Source organism: Bacillus sp. AFS040349 (genome assembly GCF_002577655.1).
Lineage (GTDB): Bacteria > Bacillota > Bacilli > Bacillales > Bacillaceae > Metabacillus.
Genome location: NZ_NUMC01000013.1, coordinates 25125 through 42277, shown reverse-complemented (window position 1 = coordinate 42277; position 17153 = coordinate 25125). Strand labels below are relative to the sequence as shown.

At 37.7% G+C, this 17153-nt stretch carries 17 protein-coding genes; 16 read left to right on the top strand and 1 reads right to left on the bottom strand.

Annotation, left to right across the window (positions count from 1 at the left end):
• The first annotated feature begins 150 nt into the window (after positions 1 to 150).
• The 10 genes from COD11_RS03525 (at position 151) to COD11_RS03480 (ending at position 10921) form a co-directional block, all read left to right on the top strand.
• A complete protein-coding gene (locus COD11_RS03525) occupies positions 151 to 1005 on the top strand; it encodes a 3-hydroxyacyl-CoA dehydrogenase family protein (protein ID WP_098795372.1) in 855 nt (284 codons plus the stop codon).
• Positions 1006 to 1022: 17 nt separating this feature from the next.
• Positions 1023 to 1802, top strand: a complete 780-nt coding sequence (locus COD11_RS03520; protein ID WP_098795371.1) for an enoyl-CoA hydratase-related protein — start codon at positions 1023 to 1025, stop codon at positions 1800 to 1802.
• Between the two features lie 34 nt (positions 1803 to 1836).
• Positions 1837 to 3012 (top strand): acetyl-CoA C-acetyltransferase, encoded by a 1176-nt coding sequence (locus COD11_RS03515; RefSeq protein WP_098795370.1) that lies wholly within the window; start codon positions 1837 to 1839, stop codon positions 3010 to 3012.
• Between the two features lie 166 nt (positions 3013 to 3178).
• Complete coding sequence (locus COD11_RS03510) at positions 3179 to 4735, top strand: class I adenylate-forming enzyme family protein (protein WP_098795369.1); 1557 nt, start codon at positions 3179 to 3181, stop codon at positions 4733 to 4735.
• Between the two features lie 20 nt (positions 4736 to 4755).
• Positions 4756 to 5175, top strand: coding sequence for an acyl-CoA thioesterase (locus tag COD11_RS03505; RefSeq protein WP_098795368.1), 420 nt, complete (start codon positions 4756 to 4758; stop codon positions 5173 to 5175).
• 3 nt (positions 5176 to 5178) lie between these two features.
• The gene (locus COD11_RS03500) at positions 5179 to 6876 is read left to right on the top strand and encodes an acyl-CoA dehydrogenase family protein (protein ID WP_098795367.1); all 1698 of its coding nucleotides are present in this window, start codon (positions 5179 to 5181) and stop codon (positions 6874 to 6876) included.
• Between the two features lie 25 nt (positions 6877 to 6901).
• Positions 6902 to 8014 carry a cupin domain-containing protein gene (locus COD11_RS03495; RefSeq protein WP_098795366.1) on the top strand — a complete coding sequence of 371 codons (1113 nt, stop codon included), beginning with the start codon at positions 6902 to 6904 and terminating at the stop codon, positions 8012 to 8014.
• Between the two features lie 25 nt (positions 8015 to 8039).
• Positions 8040 to 8897 carry a fumarylacetoacetate hydrolase family protein gene (locus COD11_RS03490; RefSeq protein WP_098795365.1) on the top strand — a complete coding sequence of 286 codons (858 nt, stop codon included), beginning with the start codon at positions 8040 to 8042 and terminating at the stop codon, positions 8895 to 8897.
• Positions 8898 to 9108: 211 nt separating this feature from the next.
• Positions 9109 to 10338 (top strand): FAD-dependent monooxygenase, encoded by a 1230-nt coding sequence (locus tag COD11_RS03485; RefSeq protein ID WP_098795364.1) that lies wholly within the window; start codon positions 9109 to 9111, stop codon positions 10336 to 10338.
• 31 nt (positions 10339 to 10369) lie between these two features.
• Positions 10370 to 10921 (top strand): hypothetical protein, encoded by a 552-nt coding sequence (locus COD11_RS03480; protein ID WP_098795363.1) that lies wholly within the window; start codon positions 10370 to 10372, stop codon positions 10919 to 10921.
• Between the two features lie 37 nt (positions 10922 to 10958).
• On the opposite strand, the gene COD11_RS03475 is transcribed toward COD11_RS03480, so the two are convergent.
• On the bottom strand, positions 10959 to 11735 hold the full coding sequence (locus COD11_RS03475) for an IclR family transcriptional regulator (protein ID WP_098795362.1): 777 nt from the start codon (positions 11733 to 11735) through the stop codon (positions 10959 to 10961).
• Positions 11736 to 11886: 151 nt separating this feature from the next.
• Here COD11_RS03475 and COD11_RS03470 point away from each other — a divergent pair, with 151 nt between their 5' ends.
• The 6 genes from COD11_RS03470 to COD11_RS03445 all read left to right on the top strand — a co-directional run bounded on the left by COD11_RS03470 (position 11887) and on the right by COD11_RS03445 (position 17140).
• Positions 11887 to 12672, top strand: a complete 786-nt coding sequence (locus COD11_RS03470) for an IclR family transcriptional regulator (protein ID WP_098795361.1) — start codon at positions 11887 to 11889, stop codon at positions 12670 to 12672.
• Positions 12673 to 12810: 138 nt separating this feature from the next.
• Entirely contained in the window at positions 12811 to 13758 is a 948-nt protein-coding gene (locus COD11_RS03465) for a fumarylacetoacetate hydrolase family protein (protein WP_098795360.1), read from the top strand.
• Positions 13758 to 14258: a DinB family protein gene (locus COD11_RS03460; RefSeq protein WP_098795359.1), complete on the top strand. Its 501-nt coding sequence runs from the start codon at positions 13758 to 13760 to the stop codon at positions 14256 to 14258. Before COD11_RS03465 ends, COD11_RS03460 begins: the two co-directional genes overlap by 1 nt.
• Positions 14259 to 14269: 11 nt before the next feature.
• Positions 14270 to 15382 (top strand): cupin domain-containing protein, encoded by a 1113-nt coding sequence (locus COD11_RS03455; RefSeq protein ID WP_098795358.1) that lies wholly within the window; start codon positions 14270 to 14272, stop codon positions 15380 to 15382.
• Between the two features lie 284 nt (positions 15383 to 15666).
• Entirely contained in the window at positions 15667 to 16422 is a 756-nt protein-coding gene (locus tag COD11_RS03450; RefSeq protein WP_098795357.1) for a sensor histidine kinase, read from the top strand.
• 1 nt (position 16423) lies between these two features.
• A complete protein-coding gene (locus COD11_RS03445) occupies positions 16424 to 17140 on the top strand; it encodes a response regulator transcription factor (RefSeq protein WP_098795356.1) in 717 nt (238 codons plus the stop codon).
• Positions 17141 to 17153: the final 13 nt, after the last annotated feature.

The window sequence follows — 17153 nt, the reverse complement described above, 5'->3', positions numbered from 1 at the left end:
ATTATTATCTAATACACCAGTGCACTGCCCTTCCTACAAAACATAGGAAGTTATATATTTTTTTTCCTACATTGTGTAGGTACAATCCCCTTCGAGTGACGGCTATAATGAACGTATAGAAGTTGATAAAGAGATTGGGGATGAGATGAGATGGCGATTTCAACAATTGGTGTGGTTGGTGCTGGATCGATGGGAGCAGGTATTGCGAATCTAGCAGCTATGAATAAGTTTAACGTTATTTTAAATGATATTGAGGAGCGTTTTTTAGATGGTGCTCTTAAACGTATTGATAAGTTTATGAGCAAAAGTGTGGAAAGAGGAAAAATGACTGAAGAGCAAAAGCAAGAAGCATTTGCCCGAATTCAAACAACTACTAGCTTAGAAGAAATGAGTGGAGCAGATGTTGTGATTGAGGCAGTTTTAGAGGATCTCTCATTAAAGAAAGAAGTATTTTCAAAGCTTGATAGCATTGTGAACGAAAATTGTATTTTAGCTACAAATACTTCGTCCATGTCTATTACAGAAATTGCTTCTGCAACGAAACGTCCAGAACGTGTGGCAGGGATGCATTTCTTTAATCCAGCACAACTCATGAAGCTTGTTGAAGTAGTTCGTGGCTATAAAACAAGTGATGAAACCATCGAAGAATTGAAAGCGCTATCCAAACAACTTTCGAAAGAGCCAGTAGAAGTAAAGAAAGATTCTCCTGGATTTATCGTAAATAGAATTATGATTCCACAATTTATTGAAGCGATTAAGCTATTAGAGGAAGGCGTTGCTTCAGCTGAAGATATCGATAAGGCTGTAACGCTTGGATTGAACTATCCAATGGGACCTTTCACTCTTCAAGATTATGCAGGAGTTGAGATTGGTTACCATGTGATGGAGTATTTTAAAGAAGAATTTAATGATAACCATTTTGCACCACCACAATTATTAAAGCAGCTAGTGAGAGCAGGACGTCACGGTAAGAAAACAGGTGCAGGATTTTACGATTACGAATAATGAAGGGGGACTTAATAATGACTTATGAATTTTTATTATGTGAAATTGAAGAAAATGTAGCGGTGGTAACGATTAATAGACCACCGGTTAACCCGTTGAACACCGTTGTTTTTCAAGAACTTTCAACCTTATTTGATGTATTAGATGCAGACGATGAAGTCCGTGCCATCATTCTTACTGGTAGCGGTGAGAAAGCATTCGTGGCAGGAGCTGACATCAATGAAATGGCCAGTCTTGATCTTGTTGGTGTTAATAAGATGAACAAAGTATCTAGAACCGTCTTTTCTAAAATTGAACAAACGACAAAGCCTGTTATTGCGGCACTTAATGGTTTAGCACTTGGTGGAGGCTTAGAGCTTGCTCTAGCATGTGATCTGCGAATTAGCTCAGATCGAGCAAAATTTGCTTTTCCAGAGGTAGGTTTAGGAATCATCCCTGGTGGTGGGGGAACACAGCGATTACAAAAAATTGTTGGTCAAGGAATAGCTAAGGAACTTCTTTACTTCGGTGATATGTTTGATGCGAATAGAGCACTAGAATTAAGGATTGTTAACAAAGTAGTTCCTGCTGAAGAGGTTCTTGGTGCAGCAAAGGAATGGGCAAAGAAATTGGCTCAAAAACCACCAGTTGCACTTCAAATGGTAAAAACAGCAGTAAACGTTGGTGGAAATACGGACTTAGAATCAGGACTTATCATTGAAAGTACTTGCTTTGGGAATGCTTTTTCAACTCAAGACAGAGTCGAGGGACTTCAAGCTTTTGTGGAGAAAAGAAAACCTGTTTATACAGGGAGATAAGAAGCACCATCACTAAAAAATGAGGTGAAATACCATGAAAGATATTGTGATTTTAGAAGGAGCAAGAACACCATTTGCCGAGATTTCCGGATCATTTCGTGAGATTACCGCAACTGACTTAGGCGCAATTGCAGCGAAAGAAGCCCTGCATAGAGCGAAAATTACTGGTGAGGATGTTGATCAGGTTGTATTTGGAAATGTTCAGCAATCAAGTAAAGACGCTCATCTTCTAGCAAGACATGTTGGGTTAAAGGCAGGGACACCGATTGATGTTCCTGCTCTAACCATTAATCGCTTATGTGGCACTGGTCTGGAATCAGTTTTAACGGCAGCACGCTATATTTTAACAAATGAAGCAAATGTAGTATTAGCTGGTGGAACAGAAAGCATGAGTCAGGTGCCTCACGTTATTCGTGGAATGAGATGGGGTAGTCAGCTTGGTGCACCAGTTGTTGAGGATTGGGTATGGGATGGTCTTTATGATACTTATGGAGATTGCACAATGGGAGAAACAGCCGAAAATCTTGCGGCAAAATACAATGTAACAAGAGAAGAAGTAGATCAACATGCACTCTCAAGTCATGAACGTGCATTGGCAGCAAGAGAAAAGGGCTATTTACAGGAAGAAATTGTTCCGGTGACAGTCAAGGGACGAAAAGGCGATAAAGTGATTTCAGAGGATGAACATGTTCGACACACAAGTTTGGAACAGCTTGCTAAATTAAAGGCACGATTTGTTGAAAATGGTGTGGTTACACCTGGGAATGCAAGTGGAATGGTGGATGGAGCTGCTGCAATAGTTGTTGCATCGGGTGACTATGCGGCTGAGCGTGGCTTAAAACCAATTGCACGTTTAGTATCTTGGGAAGTAGTCGGTGTTGAGCCTAAGTATATGGGAATTGGACCGGTTCCAGCTATTCAAGGTGCATTGAAAAAAGCAAATATGACAATAGAAGATCTAGATTTAATTGAAATTAACGAGGCCTTTTCGGCACAATATCTTGCTTGCCAAAAGGTGTTAGGATTTGACTTAGAAATCGGCAATGTAAATGGTGGAGCTGTTGCAATTGGACACCCATTAGCTGCAAGTGGAACAAGAATTTCAACGTCCCTTATTTATGAATTAAGAAGAAGAAACAAAAAATACGGGGCTTCCGCAGTATGTATCGGAGGCGGTCAAGGAATTGCAGCTGTTTGGGAAGCATTATAATTGTTTTCCGGAATAAATATTTAGAATTTTCAAGGAAATGAAAGCGTTGTATCGAATGTTATTAATATGAAATCAGATCGATTTTAGGAAATATACCCTTATAAATATACTAATTTCAATATCTATCACTTGTTAAGAATAGAAACAAGGGAGAGGGATGCTAGGTATGAATCATAAAGAAGATCAAATGACCTTGTATGGTTTACTGAAAAGGACAGCTACCAAGTATGGAGAAAAAGAAGCCATATACGACTTATCGAAACGTGTTTCATACTCTGAGTTTTTTAAAGATGTGAATCGTATTGCAGCAGGGTTAAGGGCTAAGGGGATAAAGAAAGGTGATCGAATTGCTGTAGCATTACCTAATTTTTATGAAACGGCTATTATCTTCTTTGCTGTCGCTAAACTTGGGGGTGTTCTTGTTCCTTTTAACCCAAAGTATAAAAAACATGAAGTGAATTTTATTCTAAATAACTCTGAACCTAAAATTCTTTTCGCTACGAAAGAATTTGAAGAAAACATTGGATTCAAAGAAGTTCTTTATGTTGTACCTGAAGCGATCACGGTCAAATGCAAGCTGGATGGTCTTCCATCGTATGATGAATTACTTGTAAATCATGAAAATGAAGTAGAAGAAGCAGAAATTGATACAACTAACGATATTAATTGTATTCTATATACCTCTGGAACGACAGGAATACCAAAAGGAGTCATGATCACACATCGAAGTGTTGTGCAATCAGCAAACACAATTAAAAGACAACTATATTGTACAGATCAAGATGTATTTGTGATTGCTGCTCCGTTTTTTCATATTTTTGGTATGGCGATTAATCTCTATTGTGCAATATCCTCAGGAGCGCGGATGGTGCTGCAAGAAAAATTCCATCCACAGCAAATGTTAGAGTTGATACAACAAGAAAAGGTGACGATCAAACAAGGTGTTCCAACGATGTTTATTAAAGTGTTGGAAACGGAAAATTTTGATCAGTATGATCTGTCTTCCTTAAGAGCAGGAATCGTAGGAGCATCTGCAATTTCACCAGCAAAAATGAAGGAAATTAGAGAGCGAATGGGAATTAACCTTTGCCAGTCCTACGGAATTACAGAAACAGTATCAGTGACAATGACGCCATACGATGATGATGAAAAAAATATTTGTGAAACAGTCGGCAAGCCAATTCCTGGTGTGCAATTAAAAATTGTAGATGATCAAAGAGAAGAAGTCCCACCTGGTGATATTGGTGAGATTTCTATTAAAAGTTTTGGGATGATGAAGGGCTATTACAAGCTGCCTGAGCAAACGGCTCATGTATTGGATGATGAAGGATGGTTTTATACAGGTGATTTAGGAAAATTAAATGAACAAGGTTACTTAACGTTTGTTGGTAGAAAAAAAGAAATGATTATTCGAGGAGGCTTTAATATTTACCCTCAAGAAATTGAAGGTGTTTTAATGAAGCATCCGAAAATTGCTGAAGCAGCTGTAGTTGGACTTCCAGACGAAACACTAGGTGAAATTGTTTGTGCTGTCATTCGGTTAAAAGATGGAAGAACAAGCACGGAAGAGGAACTGAAAGACTATCTAAAGGAACAGCTTGCTATCTATAAATTGCCTGGGAAAGTAATTTTCACAAAGAACTTTCCAGTAACAGCTAGTGGGAAAATTCAAAAGCTAAAGCTGCGAGATCAATTGGCAGGGGAAATAAGTCGCCCTGTCTAAAGTGAAAGAGGGGCCTTTATATGAAAAACAACTATGATTTTAAGGTGAGATGGGGAGATACAGATGCTGCAGGTATCGTATTTTATCCCAATTTTTATAAATGGATGGATGAAGCAACACATGAATATTTATCAGCTATTGGCTATCCATCTTCCAAGTTATTTCAAGAACAGCAAATAGGCTGTCCGATACTTGAGGCAAATTGTCAATTCAAGCAACCACTTTTATTTGAAGATTCTGTTAGAGTTCAAAGCATAGTTCAGGAAATTCAAAATAAAGTGTTTAAAATTAGTCATGTGTTTTTAAGAGGAGAAAAAGAAATAGCAAAAGGATATGAAGTTCGTGCTTGGACTTCTTTTAAAGAAGAGCCAAAAGCACAGCCAATTCCCGAAGAAGTTCGAGCAAAAATGTTACAGCCTAATCAGCATGTGGAGGTTTAAAACATGCTCAGGGAAAAAAAGAAACAGCATTATCTAACGAATGATGTTGAACTTGATGAAGTATTTATCCCGGAGGATTTTAATCAGGAACATGAAATGATTAAAAACTTAGTTGAGAAGTTTGTTGTGAAAGATGTAAGACCATCACTAGATAAAATAGAAAATCAGCAATTTGATGAAACGGTACGACTGATGAAAGAGGCTGGTGAGCTCGGATTAATCAGTGCAGATATCCCAGAGGCTGTTGGAGGTCTAGGTCTTGGTAAAGTCTCCGCAACGATACTTTCAGAAAAGATGGCACTTGCTCGTTCTTTTGCGATAACATTTGGCGGGCAAACTGGGATTGGTGCTCTTCCGATTGCCTATTTTGGAACAGAGAAGCAAAAAGAAAAGTACTTACCAGAAATTTTAACGGGTGATCTTATTACAGCTTATGCATTAACAGAGCCTGGAGCTGGAACAGATGCTATGAATATAAAAACAACAGCAGTTCCTTCCGAATGTAGTCGTTTTTATATTTTGAATGGTGAAAAGCAGTGGATTTCAAACGCTGGTTTTGCTGGTCTTTTTATCGTGTTTGCAAAAGTGGAGGGAGATAGGTTTACTGCCTTTATTATAGAAAAAAACTTCGATGGAGTATCGATTGGTCCAGAGGAAAAGAAGATGGGGCTAAAGGGATCTTCTACTTGTTCGATACTTTTAGACAATGTGAAGGTTCCTAAGGAAAATATCATTGGTGAAATTGGAAGAGGACATATCATCGCACTTAATGTCTTAAATCTAGGACGACATAAAATAGCTGCCACATCACTTGGAACAGCCAAGCATGCGATTGAGCTAGCGGTCGGTTATGCCAATCAGCGAAAACAATTTGGCCAGCCACTCTCTAGCTTTCATTTAATTAAAGATAAAATTGCCGATATGGCGATCAAAACATATGTAAATGAAAGTTCTATTTATCGAACAGCAGGATTGTTAGAAAAGTCATTTAACCAAATAGCCGATCAAGACGATGTTGCATCAGCAATCAGCAATTTGGCAGTTGAATGCTCTATCAATAAGGTGATGTCTACAGAAACACTAGATTTTGTTGTAGATGAAGCCCTTCAAATGCATGGAGGCTACGGATACATGGCCGAATACGAAATTGAAACATTATATCGTGATTCCAGAATCACTCGTATTTTTGAAGGGACAAACGAAATTAATCGATTAAATATAGCCTTAACATTACTAAAAACGTATGAAAAACCATTTGAGAAAACAAGAGCACAAGATGGAATTCTTATAGAAGAAAGGCAAACTCTTCATCTATTAAAAAATTTGTATCATGCTATGATTTTTTCCATACAAAAATATGATTTGGTTAAGTTAAACGAAGAACAAGAAGTTGCAGCATTCCTTGCTGACCTTGTTTCAAGTATCTATGCAATTGAGAGTGCGATATTAAGAACAGAAAAGGTGATTAAATTATCTGGCTTCGATAGAAACCAACAAAAGCTCGATTACACGATATTGTACACACATGAACAATCACAGCAAGTAGCGATAAGAGCATTAAACCTTCTGCCGCATTTAGGTGATGAAGAATCGTTATCCCAACTTGCATGCCGACTCGTGAGGAGTAGTCAGAAGGACTTTGTAAAGATAAAACGCAGGATTGCTGACATCATTATAAAAGAAGAAAAATATAGATCGTGATCCTAAATAGGGAGAGTGAGTGAAGATGGCAAAAAACGATGTGTTTGTTAAAGAAGAAATGGATCAGTATTACGATGGCATGAAGAAGCAACATTTAGGACCACTTTGGTATGACCTTGGACATATGGTTACAAAGGAGCCCGTTCATGATGTTGAACCATATTTGTGGAAATGGAAAACAATCCGAGAATATGTGTTAAAAGCCGGCGAATTACTTGAACCAGGTAAAGATGCTGAGCGACGCGTTGTTTATTTACAAAATCCAAGTTTATTAAAACGAGGTCTTGTGGGTTACGGTACTCATACTCTTTACGCTGGTATTCAATTGCTTTTACCAGGTGAAAGTGCACCATCACACCACCATTCACAGTCAGCAATTCGCTTTGTTATTGAAGGAGACGGAGCATATACAGCCGTTAATGGTGAGAAAACATATATGGAGCGCGGAGATATGATTTTAACTCCAGCATGGACGTGGCATGAACATAAACACGAAGGAACGGAGCCGATGTTTTGGCTTGATGGACTAGATGTTGGACTAGTGAAAACAATGGCTGCCTCGTTTTTTGAACCATATGAAGAAGAAACCTATCCGATGGAAGCGCCTGAAAATTATTCAACAAAGCAATTTTCAATGGGAGCTTTTAAGAAGCTTAATGAATCAAAGGAGCCTGGTTATCCTTCACCAATCTTTGGATATAAGTTTGATCGAGTGAAGTATTTATTAGATGAAATGACAGAAGCAGATAACGATCCTTATGATGGCTATGCGATTGAGTATATTAACCCAACAACAGGAGGCTCTGCAGATTCGCGAATTGGAACGATGATGCAAAAGCTAAAATCTGGTCAACAAACAAAAGCACATCGACATGTGCATAGTGCCATCTTCCACGTTCTTGAGGGCTCAGGATATACGGTCATTAATGGGGAGAAGTTTGAGTGGGAAAAAGGTGACTTTTTTATCTTACCGCCTTGGAGTTTGCATGAACATGTGAACACTGGAGAGAGTGATGTGTTTCTGTTTTCGTTTAATGATAAACCTGTTATGGAAAAATTAGATCTTGAGTACAGTGAAGTATACGAAGATAACGCTGGTCATCAAATTGTAGAAAAAGTGTTTGTACCGGAAAACTAGCGTTAAGATAAGGAGGTAGCCTTGGATGAAAATCGCAATTTTTAATGAGAATTTACTTGGAATTGTTCAAGGAAATCAAATCATTGACGTATCAAATGCAGTGGAATGGAAGCCGTCTAATCCAGGTGAATCTTTTCAACATCTTATTGAAAACTTTGATGTGTTGAAAGGAAGAATAGAAGATGCTTTAGCAACGAGTACATCATATCCTTTATCTAGTGTAAAACTTCAATCACCTGTACCTTCTACAAAGAAAATTTGGGCTGCACCAGTTAACTATAAAAACCATCAAATTGAAATGAATAAAATGTTTAATAATGCCCCGAGAACAATTGAAGATTTGGCATTATTTCTAAAATCTCCTGAATCACTATCAGGACCGACCGACCCGATTATTCTTCCTTTTAAAGACCGTCGAACAGATCATGAAGCAGAGCTTGGCTATATTGTTGGTAAAAGAGCGAAAAATGTAAAAGCAGAAGATGCGAAAAACTATATTTTTGGTTATTTTGCTCTGCTAGATATATCAATTAGAGGAAATGAAGAGAGAACATGGAGAAAGTCGTTTGATACGTTTACACCAATTGGTCCGTGGATTGTCACTGCTGATGAAATTGAAGATCCTAATGATTTAAACATGACTTTGTGGGTAAATGATGAAATACGTCAGGATGGCAGTACAAAGCATTTAATTTATGATTGCTATAAGTGCTTTGAGGTGGCTTGTAACAATATGACACTAAATGCTGGAGATATTATCGCAACAGGTACTCCAGAAGGCGTTGGTCCAATTGAGCATGGAGATAAGGTAAAGATCGAAATAGAACAAATTGGTGGATTTGAAGTAAATGTTTGTCACGCAGTTGAGAAAATAGAATGCTAGTTTTGAGGGCTCATGGTAGATAGATTTTCTGCTATGAGTCTTTTTTTATGGGCGATAATAAAGTGAATTTGGTTAGAAGAATTATTTAATAGAGTTTTAGAAAAAAACTATTTTCTTGTTCCGTATAGAAGAACAAAAGGATAAGAATATTCACTTCAATTTCTTATAATCAAGACAAGAAGAAAACATTTTAATTAAAGGGGAGAAGGAGATGTCAAATAGAAAGAAATGTGATGTGATCGTTGTAGGTGCTGGTCCGGTTGGACTTGTAGCAGGTCTTGCTTTGCAAAAAAAAGGTATTTCTTCAGTTGTTATGGAAGCAGAGCCATATGGACGTGCCCGACCTGGGAGTCGTGCCATTTATTTGCATAGTGCCACGTTAAAGCTTTTAGAAGAAACATCAAAAGGACTTGGTTTTACACTAGTAAGAAACGGGATTATATGGCCGGTAAAAAGAACCTTGTACAAAGGTAAAGAAGTGTATGTGCGTAATTATGGAGTAACAAATAACAAAGATCCTCATAAACTTCCGCATTTTACTGCACTTCATCAAGATGAAATTGAAAAACATATTTATGAAGAATGCTTGGATGCTGGTGTTGAATTTTGTTGGGATTCACCTGTAGATACATTGGAAATTGGGGAAGAACGTGTAATTTTAACAACAAAATCAGGTGAAGAATGGGAAGCTAAATACATTATTGGTAGTGACGGGGCTCGTTCTGTTGTCAGAGAGCAGGCAGGCTTAAAGTTTGAAGGTCCAAGAACAAATGATACTTTCCTTGTAGTCGATGTTAAAGAAGACGCGGAAAATCCTCTTCCTCTTGAGAGAACATTCCATTATCAACACCCTGCAATGGGAGGACGAAATGTGATGTTTGTTCCTTTTAAAGGCGGATGGCGTGTGGACCTTCAACTGTTAGAAAACGATAATCCAGAAGAGTTTTCTGATCTTGAAGGAGTGAAAAAATGGCTACCGAAAGTAATGGATTCAAAATACGCAGAAAGAATTACATGGGTATCAACATATCGTTTTCATCAGGTTGTTGCTAACTCGTTTACAGATGAAAAACACAGAGTTCTTCTTGCGGGGGAAGCAGCTCATTTATTCGCTCCATTTGGTGCTCGCGGTCTAAACTCTGGAGTTCCTGATGCACTGTTAGCTGTTCGTGGAATCGAAAAAGCCCTAAAAGCTAATTCAGAAGAAGAGCGAACAGAAGCCATTGAAGCGGTGGCAAATGAACGAAGAATTGCAGCGCTGTGGAACCGTGACGGCTCTAGCACAGCCCTACATCATTTACAAGGAAATGCTCCTGATATGAATATGAAGCGTGAACTAGCTGCATCACTTGTATCTATTGTTCCTAGATTAGGACGTTGGTTAGATGAAGGTCCTTATGGTCCTAAATTTGGACCACCTGAATTAACAACAAAATATTAACATAAAACCAATCGAAGGGAGCGGAAGATACATGTCTGAGAATATTAATGTTGCAGAAGTTGATTGGCAGACAAAATCTATTGACGCAATGGTGAATAGAATACAAGCTATTCATTGGGGGAAGAAGGCTGGACAGCAAAACCTAGAGGCAGAGGAAAAAGTCATTGAATTTATGGATAATCTTAATGTGAATTCATATGAAATAAAGTGGTTATCAAAAGAAGAAGTACCTGAAACGATTAGCCGTCTTACTTTTGAGGGAAGTGAAATGTGGGAATCTTTAAAAGAAATTCCAGAAGAGTTAAGCCGCAAAATCAAGGAGGCTGGTCATGAAAAGTACCTTTTGGATTTAGGTGATCGCGTGCCGGAACGCATCTTTCATGGTGCTTACTCGCATCTGTTTCAGCAATTTGAAGAAAAGAAAACCGTAGAATACCTAGTTGGTTTAGCCATGTACGTGAGTGTGATGTCATGCACAGCGGAGCTAGCCGAGGGGAAAAATATTTTTATATCAATAGTTGATTTAATTGAGGCTGGTCACTTACCGATAGGACCTGAGGGAAATACGTTTTATCTAATATAGTATTGAAAAACCATCCAGTGTTCTGTTGCTGGATGGTTTATTTAAAGTATCCCAACATTTCAGAAATCTGACTGCCTGCTGCTTTTATTTTATCAATGAAAAGTGGGTACCTATCCTCTGTTATTCGTGATGTTGAACTAATAATTGATACAGAAGCAACTACGTTTTCTGTATAATCATAGATAGGGGCAGCGATCCCGACAAAGCCTTTGTAAAAATGGTCGGGTGTAATGGCATAGCCTTTTTTTCGAATTGTACTCATTTCATCTCTTAATTCTTTTGGATCTGTTAGTGTGAACTCAGTGTAAGAGTAAAAAGTATTCTTTAAAAAGCTGTTGATCCTCTTTTGTTTTTGAAACGCCATAATAGCTAACCCTTCACTTGTACAATGGATAGGATTTTTCCTGCCCATATAGGTTAGGAGTCTTTCAGGCTGATCACATTCTTTTCGAAACAAATAAACAACTTCATGATCCTCGAGAAGGCATATATGAGCGGTTTCTCCTAACTCATCTACAAGGTTGTCTACAATAGGTTGTGCTTCGAGAAAGAGATCTCTATGACTAAACACAACACCACCTAATGTTAGAAGAGATAGTCCTAAGCGATAGTGATTTGTTTTCGGATTTTTAGATAAAAACCCTTCATCAACTAGCCCCGAAATTAATCGATGTGTGGTGCTTTTAGGCAAATCAATGAGTCTGGTAATCTCTGTGACACTTAATTCTTCCTGTCCCATTTTGAACAAACGTAATATTCTCATAGCATTCTTAACAGAAGATAAGATCGCTTTTGCAGGGGGATCATTATTCATTGAGCTTCATTTCACCTCTTTTTAAGAAATTCTTCTTCTATTATACTAAAAGAAGTGTGTTTCCTCTATTTAACAAAGGAGATGTTATGCCTTTAGTGAATTGTTTGATAAGAGTAAAAATGTAAGAGTCTAAAAGAGTGGAGTGAGTGTATTGAAGGAGAAAAGAGACTCATCTCTAGCAAATGCTTTGAGTATTTTGAAAGGCTTTACAATGGATCATCCTGAACAAGGTGTAACAGATGTTGCGAAACATTTAGGGTTAAGCAAGAGCACCGTTCACAGGCTGCTTGCATCTATGGCAAGTGAAGGCTTTGTTTATAAAAATCCCCGTACAAATCGTTACAGCTTAGGAACCTCTGTTTTAACATTAACGAATCTTGTGAGTTCACAGCTACCAATTTTAAATGAATCAGTTCCTGTTTTAAATATGTTAACAGAAAGAACAGGTGAAACCTCACATCTTGGAATTCTTGAGGATCAACATATGATTTATCTTCAAAAGGTTGAGTGTGATAACCCAACTTCACTGTTTACACATATTGGAAAAAGACATCCTATCCATGCAACAAGTATTGGTCAAGCTATTCTAGCCTTTCAGGAGCAGGATGAAAGACACCAACTTTTACCGGAAACGTTGGAATCCTATGCAAACCACACAATAACCTCCCATAAGAGATTATCTGAAAAGATGGATCTAATTAAAGCAGAAAAATATGTTATATGTGACCGAGAACTACAGGAAGACGTGATGGCGATTGCGGCACCAATCTTTAATGAGAAGGGAAATGTGTTGGCAGCCATTAATATTGTCGGGCCGGCAAATCGGATGAAAAGTAAGTTGAAAAGTCATAGATTAATTGAAGAAGTTATTCGGTCAGGAGAGAAAATGACGGAATTAGTAAGGGTGCGAAAATTAAAAAATCGTTACAAAAGCTGAGTAGTACATGCTCAGCTTTATTTTTTTGATTTTTTCTTATTTGTTCCATATAGAGGAACGATAGAATGTGAGCTCAATCTTCATCTCGATATAATATGAGCAAGATCATAACAATTTTTCGAATTGGAGGGAATGAACTTGAAACTAGTATCGTTTACGAAAGATGGGATAACTCGAATTGGAGCAATAGAGAATGAAAACGTGATTGATTTAAATGCAGCCTATTGTTCCTTACTTGAGTCAGAAGGTAAGGTACGTGCTGAAAAAATTGCTGAAGCGTTTGTTCCAGGTGAAATGACGGAATTTCTACAAGGTGGGCCTGAAAGCATTGAGGAGGCAAAAAAGGCCGCTGCCTATGCGATAAATAAAGTTGAAGTAAAGGGACGTAAGCTTGTTTATTCCGTTTCTGATGTGAAAATTGAAGCACCAGTACCTGCACCTGGCAAAATGATTTGCGTTGGTCATAACTACCGTGAACATATTTTAGAAATGAAACGTGAACTACCTCCACATCCTGTTGTTTTTGCTAAATTTGCTAATACAGTTGTTGGACCGCAGGATGATATTCCATTTCATCCAATTTCAGAGCAGTTAGATTATGAAGCAGAATTTGCTTTTGTTATTGGACAACGCGCACGTAATGTTTCACAAGATGATGCTCTGAAATATGTGGCGGGATATACCATTGTAAATGATGTAACGTATCGTGATTTGCAACGTCGAACATTACAGTGGCTTCAAGGTAAGGCAGTAGATGGAAGCGCTCCAATGGGGCCTTGGTTAGTAACAGCAGACGAATTAACAAATCCATCTGGCTTAGAGATTGTTTTAACGGTGAATGGAGAAGAACGCCAACACTCAAATACAGCGAATCTTGTTTTCTCGGTTCCTTATCTTGTTGAATTTTTATCTAATATCATGACGCTTGAGCCTGGTGATATTATTCTAACTGGTACACCAGGAGGAGTAGGGGTCGCACGGGATCCACAAGTGTTTTTAAAGGATGGAGACGTTGTACGTATTGAGGTCGATCAGGTCGGAGTCCTTGAAAATAAAGTGAAACAAACAGCGGAGGTGCCGGTATAATGACCAAAACATTACAAACGAGCGCCATTGAATCTGTTCAACAATCAATTCAGAACATTATTTACGTAGTAAAGGGTCTTTCAGAGAAGGAAATTAGGTGGAATCCATCTGAGGAAGAATGGTCTATCATGCAAATTATCACACATGTTACCGAAGCCATTCCTTATTGGGTGAAGGAGATTCAACAGATAAAAGAAAATCCTGAGCAAACTTGGGGTCGAGGCTTAACAGATGAAACAAGACTGAAAACAGTGTCGGAAGAAAATGTGAACAGTTTGCTGGTTGAAGATGTATTAGACCAACTTGCCTCAGTACCATCTTTTGTTAAAGAAACGCTTCAAGCTCTTTCAAGTGAAGATTTAGAAATAATTGCTCCAAGCCGTAACCCACGCTTTGATGGGAAACCAGTTGAGTTTATCGTAAACCATTTGATCGTGGAGCATGTTGAAAAGCACTATCATCAAATTCAACGTAATTTATCAAAGTATAATCAAGAATAGGGGGAGAAGACATGGCTGAAAAAAATGAATTTTTTAACAGTACGATTGTTCAGGATTTTAATCGAGACATAGAGCAATACCATCTTGGTCCTTTATGGAATGCGATTCCGGATTTAATGAAGCATACACCTGAACCACATGCACAGGCATACTTATGGAAAAGTGAATTGTTAATGAAAAAGCTACAGGAAGCTACACAAATTTTCACTCCAGATCGTGGGGGAGAAAGAAGAGCGATTTACTTACAAAATCCAGGTCTAAATTATAGAAAGCCTTGGGGCTGGGCATCAACGACTCAAACATTATACGCAGCTGTTCAATTAATACAGCCTGGTGAAACAGCACCATCTCATCGACATGTGCAAAACGCACTTCGTTTTGTCATGGAAGGAGAAGGGGCATACTCCATTGTTCAAGGTGAAAGAATCTTTATGGAAAGAGGAGACTTCTTAACAACACCAAACGGCCTTTGGCACGGTCACGGACATGAAGGTGATAAACCGATGATCTGGATGGACTGTCTTGATATTCCAACAATTTATTATCTTGGTGGAACATTCTTTGAACCATATCCAGATCGTATCGAGCAGCCTAGTCTTCCAGATAACTATAGTTCACAACGCTACCAAGGTGGAATGGTTCGTCCGATTTCGGACCGCTATTCAAAAAAAGCTCCTCTTGGGTCTTATAAATGGCAAGGAACAGAGGCAGCAATCAACGGCTTAAGCCGATTTGAGCCAGATCCGTATGATGGCTATGCAGTTGAATACATTAATCCTTCAAATGGAGACACAGCTTGTCCTACCATTGCAGCCTGGATGCAAAAGCTCCCTGCTGGATTTAGAGGGAAAGCACATCGTCATACTCATGCATCCATCTATCATGTACATGAAGGGGAAGGGTATACTATTATCAACGGCGTTCGATTTGATTGGTCAAAAGGAGATTTCTTTGTTGTACCAAACTGGGCGTTACACGAGCACGTTGCTTCAAGTGATAGTTATTTATTTTCAACAAACGATTTACCAATCTTAGAGAAATTCGGGTTGGAGCGTAAACAAGAGTATGATAAAAATAATGGATATCAGACGATAACTGGTGAGTTTACTCCGGTTTTAGGGTAGGTTTATATTGTTGGAATATAGAAGAGAATTGAGGCTTACATTAAAAATGTAAGCCTTTTATTATAGCCTGCTTGAAAAGGAAAAGTATTTACTACTTCATTATATTGGAAGTCCGAAGACAAAGGTATACATCTTTATTGAAAGTGTTTTTTATACACATAAAAATTACAATGGCATATTTTCTTCCAACTTCATTGAAATATTTATCATATTTTCCAATACTAGCATTATGCTAGGAAAATATAGTATGATAATAAATAAAATTCAGATAATTGGTGAAAGTGATGATTACTTATGAAAGTTTCTTTCTTATTATTCTCTTTAGTATAATTGGCCCTGTTTTTGGGTTTCTTGCATTGATTTTTTATAATTTATATGAAAAACAAGTTAGTCTCCTACAGGTTGAGAACAGGCAGATTACCTTGGAAAAAGAGTTAGAAACTAGTCGCTATATGCAATTAAATCAACAAATTCAACCTCATTTTTTATTCAATTCATTAAATTCCCTCTACAGTTTACTTCGATTACAAAAGTATGACAAACTTTCAAAGTCATTTGAGCATATGGTCCTGTTTCTACGTTCAAAATATCAGGAAAAAGATTCTTTGTATCCTTTGCAGGAAGAGATTTCTTACACAGAACATTATCTAGAAATTCAAAAAATCCGATTCGGAGATAGACTTTCTATAAATTGGGAAATAGATTCTGCAAGTGAAAGGGCTTTAATTATTCCTTACCTCCTGCAAACATTAGTAGAAAACGCATTTAAGCATGGACTTGAAGTGATAGAAGGTGAATTGGTGTTAACCATTTTAATTGAGAAAACAAATGCTCAATCAATTTTACTTCATGTAAAAGATAATGGACCAGGTTTCAGAAAGGAATCAGCACCTGTTTCAGGAATTGGGTTAAGCAACATAGAGAAACGACTGAGCCTACTTTTTGGAAATGAGGGACAAATACATATAACTTATGAAAATTATGGACATATTTCCGTAGAATGGCCATACATAGAGAAAACAGAAGAAGGGGTTGGTTAGGGTGAGATGTTTATTACTGGATGATGAGCCTTTAGAAATAGAACAATTAGAATTACTAATTCAGCGTCATTTTCCAAACTGGCAAATAGAAAAAGCTTATAATGGCACACAAGCCATGAAAATTATTGAAAAGCTTGAAAAACATGGGGCAACCCTAGAATTGGCTTTAGTAGATATTAAAATATCAGGGAAAAATGGTCTAGATATTGCTGAGAGTATAAAGGAGAGAATGCCTGACCTAAATGTTGTAGTTATCTCAGCTTTTCAAGAATTCGAGTATGCAAGAAAATCACTTTCCTTAAAAGCAATTGATTATTTAGTAAAACCAGTCATAGAAAGTGAATTTGTTAAAATCCTTACCAGCCTTGTCGAGGAAAATCCCGAGTATGGAATTTCTTCAGAAATTGTGCAAAAAGTTATGACGATTGTAAAAGAACAATACCATCAGCCTTTAAAGCTTGCAGAGCTGTCAAAGGGGCTGCATATTAATGCAAATTATTTAAGTCGTATTTTTAACGAAGAGGTTGGCATGGCATTTTCTGATTATTTACTTCATTTTAGAATCGAACAGGCAAAAAATTTACTAAGGAAGCAACGTCATTGGAGTATTCAACGTGTTGCAGAGGAATGTGGATTTAATAGCCAGCATTATTTTAGTACTTCATTTAAAAAAATAATGAGTACAACACCTTTAAAATTCCGAAATTCAGCTGGATAATAGGAGAAACTTT

Excerpts from the sequence above, each read along its gene's own strand:
- COD11_RS03510 (WP_098795369.1), top strand. The coding sequence starts at position 3,179 with ATGAATCATAAAGAAGATCAAATGACCTTGTATGGTTTACTGAAAAGG.
- COD11_RS03520 (WP_098795371.1), top strand. The coding sequence starts at position 1,023 with ATGACTTATGAATTTTTATTATGTGAAATTGAAGAAAATGTAGCGGTG.
- COD11_RS03450 (WP_098795357.1), top strand. The coding sequence starts at position 15,667 with ATGATTACTTATGAAAGTTTCTTTCTTATTATTCTCTTTAGTATAATT.
- COD11_RS03485 (WP_098795364.1), top strand. The coding sequence starts at position 9,109 with ATGTCAAATAGAAAGAAATGTGATGTGATCGTTGTAGGTGCTGGTCCG.
- COD11_RS03475 (WP_098795362.1), bottom strand. The coding sequence starts at position 11,735 with ATGAATAATGATCCCCCTGCAAAAGCGATCTTATCTTCTGTTAAGAAT.
- COD11_RS03525 (WP_098795372.1), top strand. The coding sequence starts at position 151 with ATGGCGATTTCAACAATTGGTGTGGTTGGTGCTGGATCGATGGGAGCA.
- COD11_RS03455 (WP_098795358.1), top strand. The coding sequence starts at position 14,270 with ATGGCTGAAAAAAATGAATTTTTTAACAGTACGATTGTTCAGGATTTT.
- COD11_RS03495 (WP_098795366.1), top strand. The coding sequence starts at position 6,902 with ATGGCAAAAAACGATGTGTTTGTTAAAGAAGAAATGGATCAGTATTAC.
- COD11_RS03490 (WP_098795365.1), top strand. The coding sequence starts at position 8,040 with ATGAAAATCGCAATTTTTAATGAGAATTTACTTGGAATTGTTCAAGGA.
- COD11_RS03515 (WP_098795370.1), top strand. The coding sequence starts at position 1,837 with ATGAAAGATATTGTGATTTTAGAAGGAGCAAGAACACCATTTGCCGAG.
- COD11_RS03460 (WP_098795359.1), top strand. The coding sequence starts at position 13,758 with ATGACCAAAACATTACAAACGAGCGCCATTGAATCTGTTCAACAATCA.
- COD11_RS03480 (WP_098795363.1), top strand. The coding sequence starts at position 10,370 with ATGTCTGAGAATATTAATGTTGCAGAAGTTGATTGGCAGACAAAATCT.
- COD11_RS03505 (WP_098795368.1), top strand. The coding sequence starts at position 4,756 with ATGAAAAACAACTATGATTTTAAGGTGAGATGGGGAGATACAGATGCT.
- COD11_RS03500 (WP_098795367.1), top strand. The coding sequence starts at position 5,179 with ATGCTCAGGGAAAAAAAGAAACAGCATTATCTAACGAATGATGTTGAA.